This is a genomic window from Allohahella marinimesophila (genome assembly GCF_039538005.1).
In the GTDB taxonomy this organism is placed as follows: domain Bacteria; phylum Pseudomonadota; class Gammaproteobacteria; order Pseudomonadales; family Oleiphilaceae; genus Allohahella; species Allohahella marinimesophila.
In genome coordinates this window covers 40,231-54,952 of record NZ_BAABBO010000010.1, presented here as the reverse complement: position 1 = coordinate 54,952, position 14,722 = coordinate 40,231, and the positions used below count along the sequence as shown (strand labels likewise).

Below are 14,722 nucleotides of genomic sequence, written 5' to 3'. Positions count from 1 at the left end.
TTCCCCTACAAGGTTGATTGGAGTTGGCTACTGTTCGTGTGCGAGGTCGCGGCTGCGGGTCTCGGGTCCTGTGCGATGAGTCTGCCGGCAGCCCGTACCGTGGCGATGATCAACAGCGCGAGACCAGCGACATTCATGATGGGACCGAGCGGCTCGAGCCAGAGAGAGGTCGAGACGCCAAGTCCCAGCATGGCGAGCCCCACCACCCAGGTCGGTGAAGCGCAGCAGACCACCCACGACAGGGTCATCGATGCAAAGGCCATGAGACCTGCTCCCAGACCGCCTGCGATATATACCGAGCGACCGCCATCCGTGACCTGGCAGTGCTTCTGAGCCTTTCGCAGCAGCAGGAAAATCGTTGCCACCAGCGCACCCACCATCAGTGTGACGAGCATCTTCGCCGGTGCGAGGAACAGGCTCCATTCCGAAATGCCCAGGCCGTAGTCGTAATTCATGAAGCCGATCTCCAGCACCCATTCGTCCTGAATGATGCGCAGCGTGTCGGACCAGGATGGCGTCGAAGCTATGATGACCTGCACATTGGTGACCCAGTCGAACACGCTCAGGTAGTTCGGCAGCGCCTGAAAGCGCAGCATCAGCCACAGCAGCAGCATCAGGTAGTACAGAACGACCCAGGCTATCGCGATCGTCGCCCACAGCCGCCACTGCGACCGAATCGTTGACTGAATGATGGCGAGGCGTTGGCGCATCTCTGTCAAGCCTCACTTTGCCTTCAGGTTCCAGCGCAGGGCTGGACGCATGGCCGCACGGATCAGCCAGGTTGACAGTGATCCCAGGCCACCGATCACCAGCATGCCCACGACGATGTCTGGATAGTTGATGAGCGAGTAGGCGTTCCAGGTGAAATAGCCGATACCGTATTGACCTGAGATGATTTCGCCAGCCAGCAGTGAGAACCAGCTGATCCCCATTCCGATGGCAAGACCTGCCCCGATACTCGGCAGGGCAGAAGGCAGCACCACGTGCCAGAATATTTCCATGCGTGACGCGCCAAGGGACCTGGCAGCTCGCACGAGTACTTCAGGCGTCTGCTCGACGCCGTGCACCGTGTTGAGAATGATCGGAAAGAGGGCGCCCAGGAAGGTGATGTAGATGATGGAGCTTTCCTCTGTCGGCCACATCAGTATTGCGAGCGGAATCCAGGCTACCGCCGGGATAGGGCGAATGATTTCGATGTAAGGCAGTATTGCAGCTCGAGCTGTTCTCGAGCGCCCGACGATCAGGCCGAGCACCACGCCAAGCACAACGGCAAAACTGTAGGCAAAGCCGATACGACGGAGGCTCACGGCAATGTGGGTATGAAACTCCGGGTCAGCCAGGTGAACAAGAAACGCGCTGCCCACCACCAGTGGAGCCGGGACGTTCTCGAAATTGATGAAGTAATTGAATTTGGTTTCGGTGGCAAAGTGCCAGAGTAACAGGCCCGCCATGACCGAGCATGCGCCTATGAGAACGGCCGTTATTTTCGTCGATGGCAGCGACCGGAGCATATGCAGTGTTCTGCTCGGCACCGCCGCCTGCTGTGTTGTTGCCACTGCAGACACTGAAGTCTTCAATGGCTTGACTTCAGCCTTCGTGGTAGAGCCCTCAGACTGCGCCACTCCAGTTGCATCATCGGTTGGTGCGTCGGCTTTCTTGTCTGCATATGCCAGGTTCATCGCGTTGTGCCCTTTTAGGAAAGTGGGAGAGGTCGGTCTGCGCCCTACAGCGCAGAGACTTCCTCGACGGCCACGGTGGACAAGGCGGCTTCGAGATCCATGACCTGCCCCTCGGTATCAGCAGCGAACTTGTCGGCGTCAGGCTTTCTCAGGAAAGTCGAGAAGCCATCCTTGTTCTGCACGAAGAACGCCGTTTTGCCAAAGAGCTTCAGCCCGGTCGTCGTATCGTAGACATAGGTGGCATTGAGCTTGGCGCCAGTCTGGCGGAACTGGTCGATGGCTGTCAGGAAAGCTTTCATGTCGGGATATGAAGAAATACCGTCACGTGAATGCCACACTTCCAGCGGCAAGCCTGCGTTTGCTTCGACAGGATCCACAATTGTGGCCTTTTCACTGTCATAGTCCTTACCCAGTGCCTTGTAAGCGGCTTTGACATAGTCTTCGGTGATCCACTCCTTGAAGTCGAGCGCAGGGATGGCCTGTTCTTTCGCCAGGACATCATGATCGAGCTGCAGCGCATCGACCCACTTGTCCTTGATAGTCGGATCCAGGGTGAGGTGGCCGCCCTTTGAGAAATAGATGTACAGCACTTCCTTTTCGACGCCTGTCCACTTCTCCATCAGATCGACCGCTCTGACAGGATCTTCGCGAATCCATTCGCCTGCTTCATAGACTGCGGACACGAACGCTACGGCGACTTCCGGATAGTCCTGAAGGAAGTCTTCACGCACGACGACGCCGTGGAGATACGGCACCCCGGTCTCGCTGCCGTCATAGATCTTGCGGCCGGTACCCCTGAACTCCATGAGCTCCGACCAGGGACAGAAATCCGAGTGGGCATCGATCTTTTTCGCCGCAATGTTCGCAGCACCAACGGCAGGGCTCTGGTTTTTCAGCTGGTATTCGTTCGAAGCGATCTTGTTGTCCTGCATCGCCTTGAGCAGCATGCCCCAGGCCGCACTGCCGACTGGCACTGACACAGCTTTGCCCTTGAGTTGATCGATGCTGTAGATGTCCGAACTGACTGGCACGACGATGGCATTGCCACTGCCTTTCAGGTTGTAGCCAGTGCCGGCAATGTACTTGGTTCGCAGTGAATCAGTTTCCTGAAACTTTGCGCCATTGACGATGAGCGGATAGTCGCCCATGACGCCGAAATTAAGCTTGTTCGCCATCATCTGGTTGGTGATGGGGCCGCCTGATGAATAGTCGCTCCAGCTGATGTCGTACTCGGCATCAGCGTATTTTCCGCTTTTCGGCAGGTGCTTCTCGAGCAGCTTCAGCTCCTTGACGACGATGCCTGCGGTGTAGGTATCAGTGCACATGCTCTGATGGCCTATCGCGATTCTTATGGTCTCTGCCTGGGCTTGCCACCCGGTCAGAGACATGACGACAAGTGCTGTTGGAAGCGAAACGTTCTTGATCATGACTGCGCCCTCGTGTGTGTAAGCTGTGGTGGCTCGACTTGTACTAATATGTTATGACCACTGCTATTAATGGGGCATTTGTCGTGCCAGCTCATGCTCAAAGCCTCGCCGAAAAATCCTAAGCGATTGATTGGTATTGCAAAATTTGAGGGGTTCAGACTAAGGGAGCGCTAGCCGCGGCTTGAGAAGGAGAAATCAGGACGCCCGTAAAAAGTGCATTGTGGCGAACGGATGATCATTGCAGTGCGTTGGCGTGAGCAAACCCGCAGCGGGTGTGGCAGATCTTAGTACAAGCGCACAAGTGCCAGAATTCATAGCAAAGGCATCGATTTCAGGCCCGGAAAGCCTGATCCAGCGAGCGAACGACATGGGATCTGAAGGGCTGGACTCGTCCGGGCCAATAGCGCTGAGATTAGGGCTGAGGCTCCTGGGGAAGCTGCATCAGCTTCTGATAGCTCCCGTCGACCTTCATGCTTCTCAAGGCCTGCAGATAACGCTCGGCCATCACCGTATGGTCCGGGGCGAAGTAGGTGTAGGTATCGAACCAGGCGATTGCCGGATCGATGCGGCGAATTTCACTGAATTCGGGATGGGTCTGCAGTAGCGGCTCAACGAGCGGCGGCGTCTCGATGTACACATCAGCCCGGTCGCGTAGCATAAACGCCAGGCCAGCTTCAGTTGAGTTCACCGCTTGAACATTCATCTCGCCCAGGTATTCCTTGACGAACTGCAGGCCCATTCGGTGTACGATCCGATACGGCTTCAGGCTGTTCCAGCCATTCAGGTCGGTGTAGGGTTTGGTCGCGTAGGCATGATAGGCGACGCGTGCTATGGTTTCTTCCACCCGGATCAATTCAGGCCGGGTCTTGCCAAATTCAAGTATCCTGGAGAGCTCTGCATCGATACGCCCGTTTTCCAGCGAATGGGCGCCACGTTCGACGGGTAGGCTGATCAGCTCAATCTTCACGGCCATGCGTCTGCCAAGTTCAGCCAATAGATTCTCCGCCATGCGAAACACTGGTTCGCCCTCGTTTGCCGAGGCAAATACAATCACCAGACGCTGTTCGTCGCTCCCGGCACCGGCCGCATCGGCGCTCGCCACCGTGCTATCTGCGGATGCGGGACCGTGGCCAAGGGAGACCAGTAGAAGTAATGTGAGAAAACGCCTTAGGGCACAGGACATGGCTATGATTCCAGTAGACTGCTTGCGTCATCATAGCAGGGATTTTCTTTCAAATAGCCACATGGCGGGAAGTCGGGGCGAAGGAACCCGCATAGCCGTCTCATAAGACTTGCCTGAAACTGCGAAACCCCGTAGCGTGAGCGCTATCCCGAAACAAGCCTCCAGCCCTCTCAGAACCTCATCTTCATCCCAAGGAATTGCCATGAAGCAGGATGCGTTTTCCGCACTGCAATTACGCCCGGAACTTGCCGATAACCTTGCCGATCTCGGTTTTACCAGCATGACGCCGATTCAGAGCCAGAGTCTGCCTCCGATCCTGCAGGGAAAGGACGTGATTGCCCAGGGCCAGACGGGGTCGGGCAAGACGGCGGCCTTCGGGCTCGGTCTGCTGAATCGCCTGAGTGTGGATACGTTCCACACGCAAGCGCTCGTGCTGTGTCCTACTCGAGAGCTGGCAGACCAGGTGGCACGGGAAATCCGGCGACTGGCCAGAGGCATCCACAATATCAAGGTCCTGACCCTCTGTGGTGGCATGCCGTTTGGTCCGCAGATCGGCTCGCTGGAGCACGGTGCCCATATCGTCGTCGGTACGCCAGGTCGGATCGATGAGCATCTGCGCAAAGGTACGCTGAAAGTCGAGAACGTGTCGATGCTGGTGCTCGATGAAGCCGATCGCATGCTCGACATGGGCTTTCAGGAAGTGCTGGATGGCATTGTGGAGACGCTGCCGTCGGCGCGTCAGAACCTGTTATTCAGCGCCACTTACCCACCTGAAATTCAGGCGATCGCAAAGCGCGTCATGAAAAGTCCCATTCTCATCCAGGTCGAATCTGAACACACCGACGCGACGATCAAGCAGCTGCTTTATCGCGTAGCAGGCATGCCGGTAGGACAGCGCAGTGGCGAAGGTGAGACTGCAAGAACCCTGGCTGTTCGCGCACTGATTGAACATTACCGACCGGATTCCATGCTCGTCTTCTGTAATACGAAAGTGGAAACACAGGCACTGGCGGATACACTTCGTGAAGTCGGGTACAGTGCAGTGGCGCTGCATGGCGATCTCGAGCAGCGCGACCGTGACCAGACCCTTGTGCAGTTCTCCAACAGAAGTGTCTCGATCCTGGTCGCCACCGACGTTGCCGCCCGCGGTCTGGATATCGATTCGATCGATCTCGTACTCAACTACCACATAGCCCGGGATGCCGAAGTTCATACTCATCGAGTGGGCCGGACTGGTCGTGCTGGCGGCAGCGGCCTCGCCATCACGCTTTTCGAAGCTAGAGAGCAGCACAAGATCGACAAGCTGCAGGCCTTTCTCGACAGAACCTTCGAATTGCTGGGCGAGTTGCCTCCACCACCCAAACACAGCACCCTGCCTCCAGCAGCCATGACGACCCTGCAAATCGATGCGGGCAAGAAGCAGAAAGTCAGACCCGGCGATATTCTGGGTGCCATTACAGGCGAGGGCGGTATTCCCGGCGACCAGGTTGGCAAGATCCAGATTTTCGATCAGTTCGCCTATGTGGCGCTGCGTCAGCAGGTCGCCGAGCACGCGTTGAGACAACTCAATGCCAACAAGCTCAAGGGACGTTCCGTGCGAGCACGGCGGCTTTCGCTGTAAATGTCGGCCGATGCCAGGGGGCCGGTATGGGTGGTTGGTGGCTGCTCCATGGACACCATCATCCACCTCGATGATCTGCCTACTGGAGCTTCGCAGACCGTGATGGCGCGTGAAAGCTACCAGGCGGTCGGTGGTACCGGGGCCGGTAAGGCGCTGAATCTGAAAGCACTCGGTCTCGATGTCTGTCTGCACACCATTCTTGCAAACGATGCCGAGGGTAGGACAGTGGAAGCTGTCCTCGCGGAGGCTGGAATAGTGCTGGAGGTGGCCGCAGCGAAGGCGCTAGATGGATCCACTACCCCCACAGAGCAACATGTGAATCTCATGCTCCCCGATGGTCACAGACTGTCAATCTACACTCAGCCACCTGCCGCGCAGGCTGCCACGGACTGGACCGACTTTGCGGTCAGATGTGCGGATGCCAGTATCGTTGTCGCCAACATCCTGGATTATGTTCGCGCCGCGCTCCCCGCAATACGTGCAACGGGAAAACCGGTCTGGACGGACCTGCATGACTACCGCGATGGCGCTGAATACTACGAGGATTTTATTGAGGCTGCCGATGTCATCTTTCTCTCCGACACCAATCTGGATGATTATCGCGCTACGATGGAGAGACTCATCACACGGGCTGAACTGGTGATATGCACCCATGGCGAAGCTGGCGCGACACTCCTGGACAAATCGGGTGGCTGGCATAGTCAGGTGGCATGTACGGTAGACCCAGTGGTCGATACCAACGGCGCTGGCGATGCATTTTTCAGTGGTTTTCTGAAAGGCTATCTATTGGGCTACACGACTGAGGATAGTCTGAAGCTGGCGACTGCCTGCGGGGCACTTGCAGTAGGGTCGCGCTCACTCAGAGGTGAACACTTGTCGATCGAGACAGCTGCTGCTCTGGTGGCGCAACAGCTGTCCTGAGGGCGGGCGTTCTAGCGGTTACCGTTCACATCGGCGCCCTGAGGTGCACGATTGCCGCCGCCAGCGCCACCACCGGGTCGGCCTGACGACCGCTGGGGCCGCTGACCACCTGGGCGACCACCATCACTACGTCCACCCGCACCAGATCTCTGTCCATCAGGACGGGGGCCACTGCGCTGTGTGGATGGCCGTTGACCGCCATTGGACGTGCCACCACCCGGCGCTGCAGCCCTCTGGCCTGAGCGTTGGCCGGTGGCGTGCCGTGGATTCTTCGAAGCTGGCTTGTGGCCCTGGGCATTTTCTCCGCTTCGCTGACCATCGCGATGTCCTGAACTCGGACGCTTCGGACGAGCCTGACGTGGTCCACGAGTATCGAGCATCGCATCCGGCACATCATGAACCGGCTCAAAGCCTTCCACGGTTTCCCGTGGAATCTTCTTCTTGATCAGACGCTCGATGTCGGCCAGCATTCGTGACTCGTCGGCACTCACGAGAGAGACTGCCTGGCCGCTGGCACCGGCGCGACCTGTACGACCGATTCGATGCACGTAATCTTCTGGCACGTTCGGCAGGTCGAAGTTGACCACCTGCGGTAACTGATCGATATCCAGTCCGCGCGCCGCAATATCAGTCGCGACCAGAACCTGCGTACTACCAGCCTTGAACTCGGCCAGCGCCTTGGTCCGCGCTCCCTGGCTCTTGTTGCCATGGATGGCCGCTGCCTTGATGCCCTGAGTTTCCAGGTATTTGGTCAGCTTGTTGGCGCCATGCTTGGTCTTGGTGAAGACCAGCACCTGTTCCCAGTTGTTCTGTTTGATGAGATAGGACAGCAGTGGCGCTTTCTGTTTCTTGTCAACGGTGCTTACCCATTGGCGCACAAGGGCGACAGTAGTATTCGGCGGACTGACAGAGACTTCGACCGGATCGTTGACCAGGCCTTTTGCCAGGGCGCGAATCTCGTTCGAAAATGTCGCTGAGAACATCAGTGTTTGACGCTGCTTTGGCAGCACAGCCAGGATGCGCTTGATGTCGTGGATGAAGCCCATGTCGAGCATGCGGTCGGCTTCGTCCAGAATAAGAACCTCGAGCTGATTGAACCTGACAGCATTCTGGTTGTACAGGTCGATCAGGCGTCCAGGCGTCGCTACAAGAATATCGACGCCCTTGCGCAGCTGCATCATTTGCGGATTGATTTTCACACCACCAAATACCACGGCTGATCGCAGTGGCAGGTTCTTGCCGTAAGTTGCCACGCTCTCAGCAACCTGGGCCGCGAGTTCTCGCGTAGGTGTCAGCACGAGCGCACGCACCTGGTTCGGCTGCGCTCTGTCACCCTTGGAGAGAATTTCAAGCAGCGGCAGGGTGAAGCCAGCTGTTTTACCGGTACCGGTTTGTGCGGCAGCCATCACGTCGCGACCTTTCAGCACAGCAGGGATAGCCTGGGCCTGTATAGGTGAAGGCGTTGTATAGCCCTCTTCAGCAACAGCTTCAAGAATGGCAGTCGACAGACCGAGTGAGGCAAAACTCATAGGCAGATTTCTCTTGGTGGGAATTCACTAAGTATCGGGATGGGCAGAAATGATACATTGCAATGGCTGTTTATACGCCAGAGGCGGGGCAGCTTACCTTAAATGGGTGGTCAAAGCCATGTTAGTGAGCGGCTGTGTTCGGCAGCTGTTATTTTTGACAGGGTAGAAACGCAAAAATCGGCGTGTCCTGTGAGGAACGCACCGATTTTGCGAAACAGCCGAAGAGCCAACCCTTGGACTACTTCAGAGGATCTGCTGAGGTTCAGGCCTTGGCAGCAGCTTTACGCTTGTGGAAGCCTACCAGACCAGCAAGGCCTGACAGGAACAGCCACGCTGCAGCTGGAAGTGGCACTGGGGTAGGGTTGTCTACGCCAGTACCTGGGCCATCACCGCTGCCGTAGATGTTGATATGTGAAAGACCGCCGCCCTGCTCGGGGGCTACGAATAGCTCGAATGAAGTCGCCAGGTTTTCTACTGCCCAGACGGCCCAGTTGACCTTGTTGCCGACCTTGACGCCGATTGCGATATCGTCGTATGAGTTCCAGAGCGAAGCTTCAATAGAGAACGTGAAAGTGTTGTATCCGCTGTTGTTGTCGGTCTGAGTCCAGTTGGCGGTCGCTCCTTCGAACTTATTGATGTAGGAGTAACCTTCGCCGGTTGCGCCGTTAAGGAACGCATCCTTGCTAGCGTTGTCGCCCTGAATGTTACCACTGCCGAAGTTCAGACAACTGGTAGCTGATGTCAGACCGAAGGCATGATTGCCGCCGTTGTTGCAGGCCGTGTACTGCGCTGGAACAGAAGCGCTAAAGGCTACTGAGCTTGCAACTGACAGTGCAGTGAAAGCCAAAAACTTACCGATAGCCGTCATACAACGCTCCAATGTAAAAATATGTTGTGGGAATGTATCTTTGTGTAAGCAGTCTACAAGAGCGTAAGGCAAAGGCTAGCGAATATTTGTAACTGTCAGGGAATCTGTGAGGCAGCCAACATATTGGGGAGGAGAAGGCAGTATAAAGGTCGGGTTAGCTATTAACCGAGTGAAGCGATGCAGTTGGGGCCAGCGGAAAAACTGGCGGAGAGAGAGGGATTCGAACCCTCGATACAGTTTCCTGTATACACGCTTTCCAGGCGTGCTCCTTCAGCCACTCGGACACCTCTCCGTGAAACGGCGCACAGTGTAATCGCTGGGGATTCAAAAGACCAGCTGGTATCGTCGATTGCGTATCGGCGACCGAGATCATGAATCTGTACTCGTCGGCGTTGTCTGCCGCTGGGCTCTTTGCTATAGTCCACCACCTCGCCGGACAGGCATATCGTTCGGCGAATAATAGGGTGGGTCCAGTTGGTCCCCTCGCAGCGATAAGCCGTGAACCTGGTCAGGCCCGGAAGGGAGCAGCCACAGCGGTGGATTCGGGTGCCGGGGTGTGGCTGGCTGGACCTGCCTCCAGTCTTAAGGTCAGACACTCCCATGGACTCACGCTAACCCAATGTCGCATATCGCCCTGGCTCGAAAATGGCGGCCGCGAAAATTCGGGGAAATGGTCGGTCAGGAGCATGTTCTGCAGGCGCTGTCCAACGCGCTTGATTCCGGTCGTGTTCACCACGCCTATCTCTTTACAGGTACTCGCGGCGTCGGCAAGACGACCGTGGCGCGTATCTTTGCCCGCTCGCTGAACTGCGAAACAGGCATTACCTCCGACCCTTGTGGCCAGTGCGCCAGCTGCCTCGAAATCATCGAGTCGCGCAGCGTCGATCTTATCGAAATTGATGCGGCCTCACGCACCAAGGTCGAGGACATGCGAGAGCTGCTGGACAACGTTCAGTACGCGCCCAGCCGAAACCGTTTCAAGATCTATCTCATCGACGAAGTGCACATGCTGTCGAACCACAGCTTCAATGCGCTGCTGAAAACACTCGAAGAGCCGCCCTCGCACGTCAAGTTTCTGCTCGCCACCACCGATCCGCAGAAACTGCCCGTCACTATCTTGTCGCGCTGCCTGCAGTTCAACCTCAAGAACCTCTCGATGGATCGCATTTCCAGGCATCTGAGCTGGGTGCTGGAGCAGGAGCATGTCGAGTTCGATGAAGAGGCTTGCTGGGATATTGCCCGGGCGGCCGCTGGCAGTATGCGTGATGCGCTCAGCCTCACCGATCAGGCGATAGCGTATGGCGACGGTCGCCTGTCCGGCGCACAGGTCACGACCATGCTTGGTACGGTGGACCGCAACACGGTGTATGCGCTGCTGCAGGCGGTTGTCGATCGTCAGCCTGTGAGGCTGAACGCCGCGTTAGAGAGTCTGGCCGAGGCCAACCCCGACTACGGCGGCCTCTTGAGTCAGCTGTGCGAGATCTTCTACCAGATCGCCCTCAGGCAACAGCTGTCTGTCGCTGGCTCGCAGGGCAAGGAGGCGGCGCTGTTTGCGGGCCTGAGCCAGCAGCAGGCGCAATGGCAGCAATCACTCGCCTCGCAGCTGAACGGTGCCGATTTGCAGGTGCTCTACCAGATTGCGCTGCTGGGGCATCGGGATCTGCAGATCGCGACTGATGCGCAGACCGCCATCTCCATGCTGATGCTGCGAATGCTCGCCTTCCTTGGTCCGGCTGAGCCGAGAGGGGCAGACGCTGGGGGCGAGGCCGAGGCTCAAAAAAAAACAGCTGAATCCGTAGCGGCGACGCCTGCACCTGCGCCAGCTGTCGCAGAGACCCAAAGCCCGAACGGGCAGGGCCTTCGTGCTGAAGAAGTCAGTGCCGCCGAGGCAGAGCGTCTGTCAGCAGCTCAAAATGGGGCGCAATCGACCACGGAAGCCAGTCCGCAGGCGGCCCCGCCGGCCGGCACGAAGCCGCCTTCGTCTGCCGAAGACGATGTTCCACCCTGGGTCGACGATGATTTCAATAGCCAGTTCGACGACGAGCTGACAGCGGAAAATCAGAATATTGCCCCCGCATCGCCGCCCGCTGTTGCAAGCCCCCCTGTCGAAGTCTCTGAGCACCAGGAGGTGGCTGCTGCGCGCTCATCGCAAGAGGTCGACCCCACGAAGGACTCTGCTGTTTCAGCACCGTCGGCACCGCGAAAAAACGGTGAGGCTATTGATCTTGGTCCGATGGTGTCAGTGTTTCAAAGCGCCGATGAGAACAGGGCTGGAGAACAGATATCGACCAGCTGGCCAGAGCTGTATCAACGTATAGGTCAGTATGGTTTGCGCGGAATGGGCCATAGTCTCGCAGCCTCCCTGATGCTCACCGGGCTGACCGAACAGGATGATCGGCTTCACTTTGGCTTCGCCATGGCCGAGAATGAAGCTGAATTGTTTAGCGACAAACATCGACAGGGGCTGGCAAACGCGCTTGGCGTGGTGACCGGGAAAACGGTAGATATCGATGTTCAGCCGGTCGCTTCGCAACAGCTCATCGAAGGCGCCGGTCCGTTGTCGCCCATGGCGTATCAGCGCTACCTGCATGAAAGCCGGACTGAACTGGCCAGATCGGTACTGGCGACAGCGCCAGGCCTGGGTTCGCTCAAGTCGGCCTTTGGCGCATCGCTGATCGAAGATAGCGTCGTTTACGATCTCACAAAGATGGATGACGGCTCTCGCCGTATCAACAAGGAATAGTAGCGGACCTGTCCGGTACGCTCAGCATTATTGGAGAACACTATGGTCGGTAACTTGAATGACCTGATGAAGCAGGCACAGCAGGTACAGGAAAATCTTCAGAAAGCCCAGGAAGACGCAGCGAAGGCTGAAGTCGTCGGAGAAGCAGGCGGCGGTCTGGTGAAAGTGACGATGACCGGTCGCCATGATGTGCGCAAGATCAGTATCGATGACGAAATGATGTCTGAAGACAAGGCCATGCTCGAAGACCTCGTCGCCGCTGCGGTCAATGACGCCGTGCGCAAGGTCGAAGCCTCGAATAAGGATATGATGGGCAAACTCACATCAGGCATGGGATTGCCGCCCAACTTCAAGATGCCGTTCTAGCCTATGCAGGTTCGCCTCAGTCCCAGTATCGAGCACCTCATCAGAAGTTTGCAGAAGCTCCCCGGAGTGGGGCAGAAATCCGCTCAGCGAATGGCCCTGAGGCTACTTGGTCAGCGCCAGCAGGAGGCTGCCGATATTGCACTGGCCATCGGTCGTGCTCTGGAAAACGTCAGACCCTGCAGTCGATGCAGAAACCTCTGCGAAGATGATGTTTGCCAGATCTGTGCGGATGACAGCCGGGATATATCGGCTTTGTGTGTAGTGGCTTCTCCACTGGATCTGATCACCATAGAGCATACCGGCATTTTCAGGGGCTTCTATTTCGTTTTGCAGGGTCTTCTGTCGCCAATAGACGGCATTGGTCCGGATGATATCGGTCTGGCTGATCTTGAAAAGCGTCTTGATAGCCCGGGGCTGGACGAAATAATTCTGGCTACCGACTCTACCGTGGAGGGCGCCGCTACTGCGCACTTCATTGCCGAGCTCGCGCAACAGCGTAGCATACGCTTGACGACGCTGGCACAGGGCGTGCCCATGGGTGGTCAGCTCGGCGCAGTCGACAGCATCACTCTCGGTCATGCCCTCAGTGGCAGGAAGCCTTATGCCTGAGCTCCGTCTTTTCGATCAAATTATCCCAGTGGCCCAGCAGCACGATGCCGCAGTGTTCTGGATCGATAATGCCGATGATCTTGCCACGGCCATCTCGATTCTCGAATCCGCTGAGCTGCTGGCGCTGGATACCGAATTCATCAGGGTGGGGACCTTCTATCCTTCGCTGGCGCTCATCCAGATCTACGACGGCAGGCAGTGCTTTCTCATAGATCCGCTTGCCGAGCTGGATCTCACAAGCCTGACATCCATCTTTCTTGCGGAAAATTGCGTCAAGGCCATGCATGCCGCATCCGAAGACATCGAAATTTTCCATATGGTCGGGCTGCCGACGCCGACGCCGCTGTTCGATACGCAGCTTGCCGAACTGTTCGATCCCTCGGAAGCGCAGGGTGCCGGGCTACAGGCGCTGGTGTCATACCATCTCCAGATCGATATAGACAAGGGCGAAACCCGCTCCGACTGGCTGCAGCGACCGCTCAGCGCCGCCCAGCTCAATTATGCGGTAGCCGATGTCATTTATCTCTTCGCTCTCGCGGCCCATCGGCTCGATACCCTTAGCCAGGACGCTGGGTCGCAGCGGCGTCTTGCACTGTGTTTCGAAGAGGCTCAGCAGCGGTATCCGGTGCCGGAGAAGCGCCGCAATGCCGAGTTCGAGATGAAGGATTTCAAAGACTATTATCTTGGTATGCGCAAGGCCTTCGCGCTCCCGCCGCCGAGTCAACGTATTCTGCAGGAGCTGGCCGCCTGGCGGGAAGTCGAGGCCAGAGAGCGGAATATTGCCCGGAAAAAGATCTGTGACGATGACCTGCTCATGGTTATGGCAAAGGAGCAGATTCACGCGCCGGATGGTCTGCATCGTGTTCGGCGGATGGGGCAGAAGTTCAACGGTCTTCGTCGCTATGGTCCAACGCTGGTGGCTTTGACGGCGAAAGCCATGGACGAAGGACCCGGCGAAGCCTTCAGGCTCATTACGCCGCCGCTACCAAAGTCTTTCAAGCAGGTGGTCAAGCAGGTGAAGGCGCATATTGCAGAAGTCGCCGCGCGTGAGGGAATTGCCCCGGAAATTCTGGCGGGGCGAAAACAGATCGAGGAGCTCGTTCTCTGGGTGAATCGCGCCCACATACCTGCCGGTGTCAGAGCCGAAGACGGCGACGCCATCGCGCTGACCAGTGGCTGGCGGGGTGATCTGCTGATGCCGGATATCATCGAAATCTCGCGACTCGACGCTTCGTCGGGGTCCGCATCCACTGGTTCAGGAACTTCCGAATGAATACACAGTCGGCGCTATCGTTCGTTCTGGGCCACGATATCGTGCTGGCCTGGCTGGCTTATCTACTGGCTGCCACCGTGGCCTATGTGTTGTTGCTCTGGCCGCTTCGAGCGGTCAGGCCCATGTGGCTGCAGTTCATTTTCCGAGCCCTGTCGGTAGCGATCCTGTTTACTCCGGCGCTGGTCCAGGTGACCGATATGCGCCTGCTCGTTCCGGCCTGGTTTACTGCGCTCTATGGCGTGCTGCAGAAGGCTGGTGAAGTTGTTCAGACTTCGCTGATGGCGCTCCTGGTCGGCCTGGTAGTGGCTTTGCTGATTGCGGCCGTTCAATCATGGCTGACGCATCGCCAGGATGTGCGGAAGGATCAGGAGCGGAGGCAGGCTGCTGCTGCTCGTCAGAGTCGCGAAGCAAGGCCTGCTCCCACAGCTTCTGTCTAAGGGCTGTTACAAAACCGCAACTTAGCGCTTTGTGCTGATCGCTGCTATAACTTTGAGTGTTTTTAT

General features: G+C 57.3%; 13 protein-coding genes, 1 tRNA gene and 1 other RNA gene. 8 read left to right on the top strand and 7 right to left on the bottom strand.

The window, feature by feature from the left end:
* Positions 1–5 precede the first annotated feature (5 nt).
* From ABD735_RS11370 to ABD735_RS11355, 4 genes are all read right to left on the bottom strand, one after another.
* Positions 6–719 carry a hypothetical protein gene (locus ABD735_RS11370; protein WP_344806453.1) on the bottom strand — a complete coding sequence of 238 codons (714 nt, stop codon included), beginning with the start codon at positions 717–719 and terminating at the stop codon, positions 6–8.
* Between the two features lie 3 nt (positions 720–722).
* Complete coding sequence (locus ABD735_RS11365; RefSeq protein ID WP_344806451.1) at positions 723–1,679, bottom strand: ABC transporter permease; 957 nt, start codon at positions 1,677–1,679, stop codon at positions 723–725.
* A gap of 44 nt (positions 1,680–1,723) precedes the next feature.
* Entirely contained in the window at positions 1,724–3,106 is a 1,383-nt protein-coding gene (locus ABD735_RS11360) for an ABC transporter substrate-binding protein (RefSeq protein WP_344806449.1), read from the bottom strand.
* A gap of 412 nt (positions 3,107–3,518) precedes the next feature.
* Positions 3,519–4,289, bottom strand: coding sequence for a substrate-binding periplasmic protein (locus ABD735_RS11355; protein ID WP_344806447.1), 771 nt, complete (start codon positions 4,287–4,289; stop codon positions 3,519–3,521).
* Positions 4,290–4,491: 202 nt separating this feature from the next.
* Between ABD735_RS11355 and dbpA the strand changes: the two genes are divergently transcribed.
* Both dbpA and ABD735_RS11345 read left to right on the top strand, forming a co-directional pair.
* Entirely contained in the window at positions 4,492–5,910 is a 1,419-nt protein-coding gene (gene dbpA / locus ABD735_RS11350) for an ATP-dependent RNA helicase DbpA (protein WP_344806445.1), read from the top strand.
* Positions 5,911–6,831, top strand: coding sequence for a carbohydrate kinase family protein (locus ABD735_RS11345; RefSeq protein WP_344806443.1), 921 nt, complete (start codon positions 5,911–5,913; stop codon positions 6,829–6,831).
* A gap of 11 nt (positions 6,832–6,842) precedes the next feature.
* Here ABD735_RS11345 and ABD735_RS11340 read toward each other — a convergent pair whose 3' ends face one another.
* The 3 genes from ABD735_RS11340 to ABD735_RS11330 form a co-directional block, all read right to left on the bottom strand.
* On the bottom strand, positions 6,843–8,360 hold the full coding sequence (locus tag ABD735_RS11340) for a DEAD/DEAH box helicase (RefSeq protein ID WP_344806441.1): 1,518 nt from the start codon (positions 8,358–8,360) through the stop codon (positions 6,843–6,845).
* Between the two features lie 262 nt (positions 8,361–8,622).
* On the bottom strand, positions 8,623–9,228 hold the full coding sequence (locus ABD735_RS11335; RefSeq protein ID WP_344806439.1) for a VPLPA-CTERM sorting domain-containing protein: 606 nt from the start codon (positions 9,226–9,228) through the stop codon (positions 8,623–8,625).
* 202 nt (positions 9,229–9,430) lie between these two features.
* A tRNA-Ser gene (locus ABD735_RS11330) sits at positions 9,431–9,520 on the bottom strand.
* Between the two features lie 180 nt (positions 9,521–9,700).
* Here ABD735_RS11330 and ffs point away from each other — a divergent pair.
* The 6 genes from ffs to ABD735_RS11300 all read left to right on the top strand — a co-directional run bounded on the left by ffs (position 9,701) and on the right by ABD735_RS11300 (position 14,656).
* An RNA gene (ffs, locus tag ABD735_RS11325) (signal recognition particle sRNA small type) lies at positions 9,701–9,797 on the top strand.
* 50 nt (positions 9,798–9,847) lie between these two features.
* Positions 9,848–11,971 carry a DNA polymerase III subunit gamma/tau gene (gene dnaX, locus ABD735_RS11320; protein WP_344806437.1) on the top strand — a complete coding sequence of 708 codons (2,124 nt, stop codon included), beginning with the start codon at positions 9,848–9,850 and terminating at the stop codon, positions 11,969–11,971.
* 42 nt (positions 11,972–12,013) lie between these two features.
* The gene (locus ABD735_RS11315) at positions 12,014–12,337 is read left to right on the top strand and encodes a YbaB/EbfC family nucleoid-associated protein (RefSeq protein ID WP_344806435.1); all 324 of its coding nucleotides are present in this window, start codon (positions 12,014–12,016) and stop codon (positions 12,335–12,337) included.
* Between the two features lie 3 nt (positions 12,338–12,340).
* A complete protein-coding gene (gene recR, locus ABD735_RS11310; protein ID WP_344806433.1) occupies positions 12,341–12,946 on the top strand; it encodes a recombination mediator RecR in 606 nt (201 codons plus the stop codon).
* Positions 12,939–14,219 (top strand): ribonuclease D, encoded by a 1,281-nt coding sequence (locus ABD735_RS11305; protein WP_344806431.1) that lies wholly within the window; start codon positions 12,939–12,941, stop codon positions 14,217–14,219. Before recR ends, ABD735_RS11305 begins: the two co-directional genes overlap by 8 nt.
* A complete protein-coding gene (locus tag ABD735_RS11300) occupies positions 14,216–14,656 on the top strand; it encodes a hypothetical protein (RefSeq protein ID WP_344806429.1) in 441 nt (146 codons plus the stop codon). The genes ABD735_RS11305 and ABD735_RS11300 overlap by 4 nt, the downstream gene beginning before the upstream one ends.
* Positions 14,657–14,722: the final 66 nt, after the last annotated feature.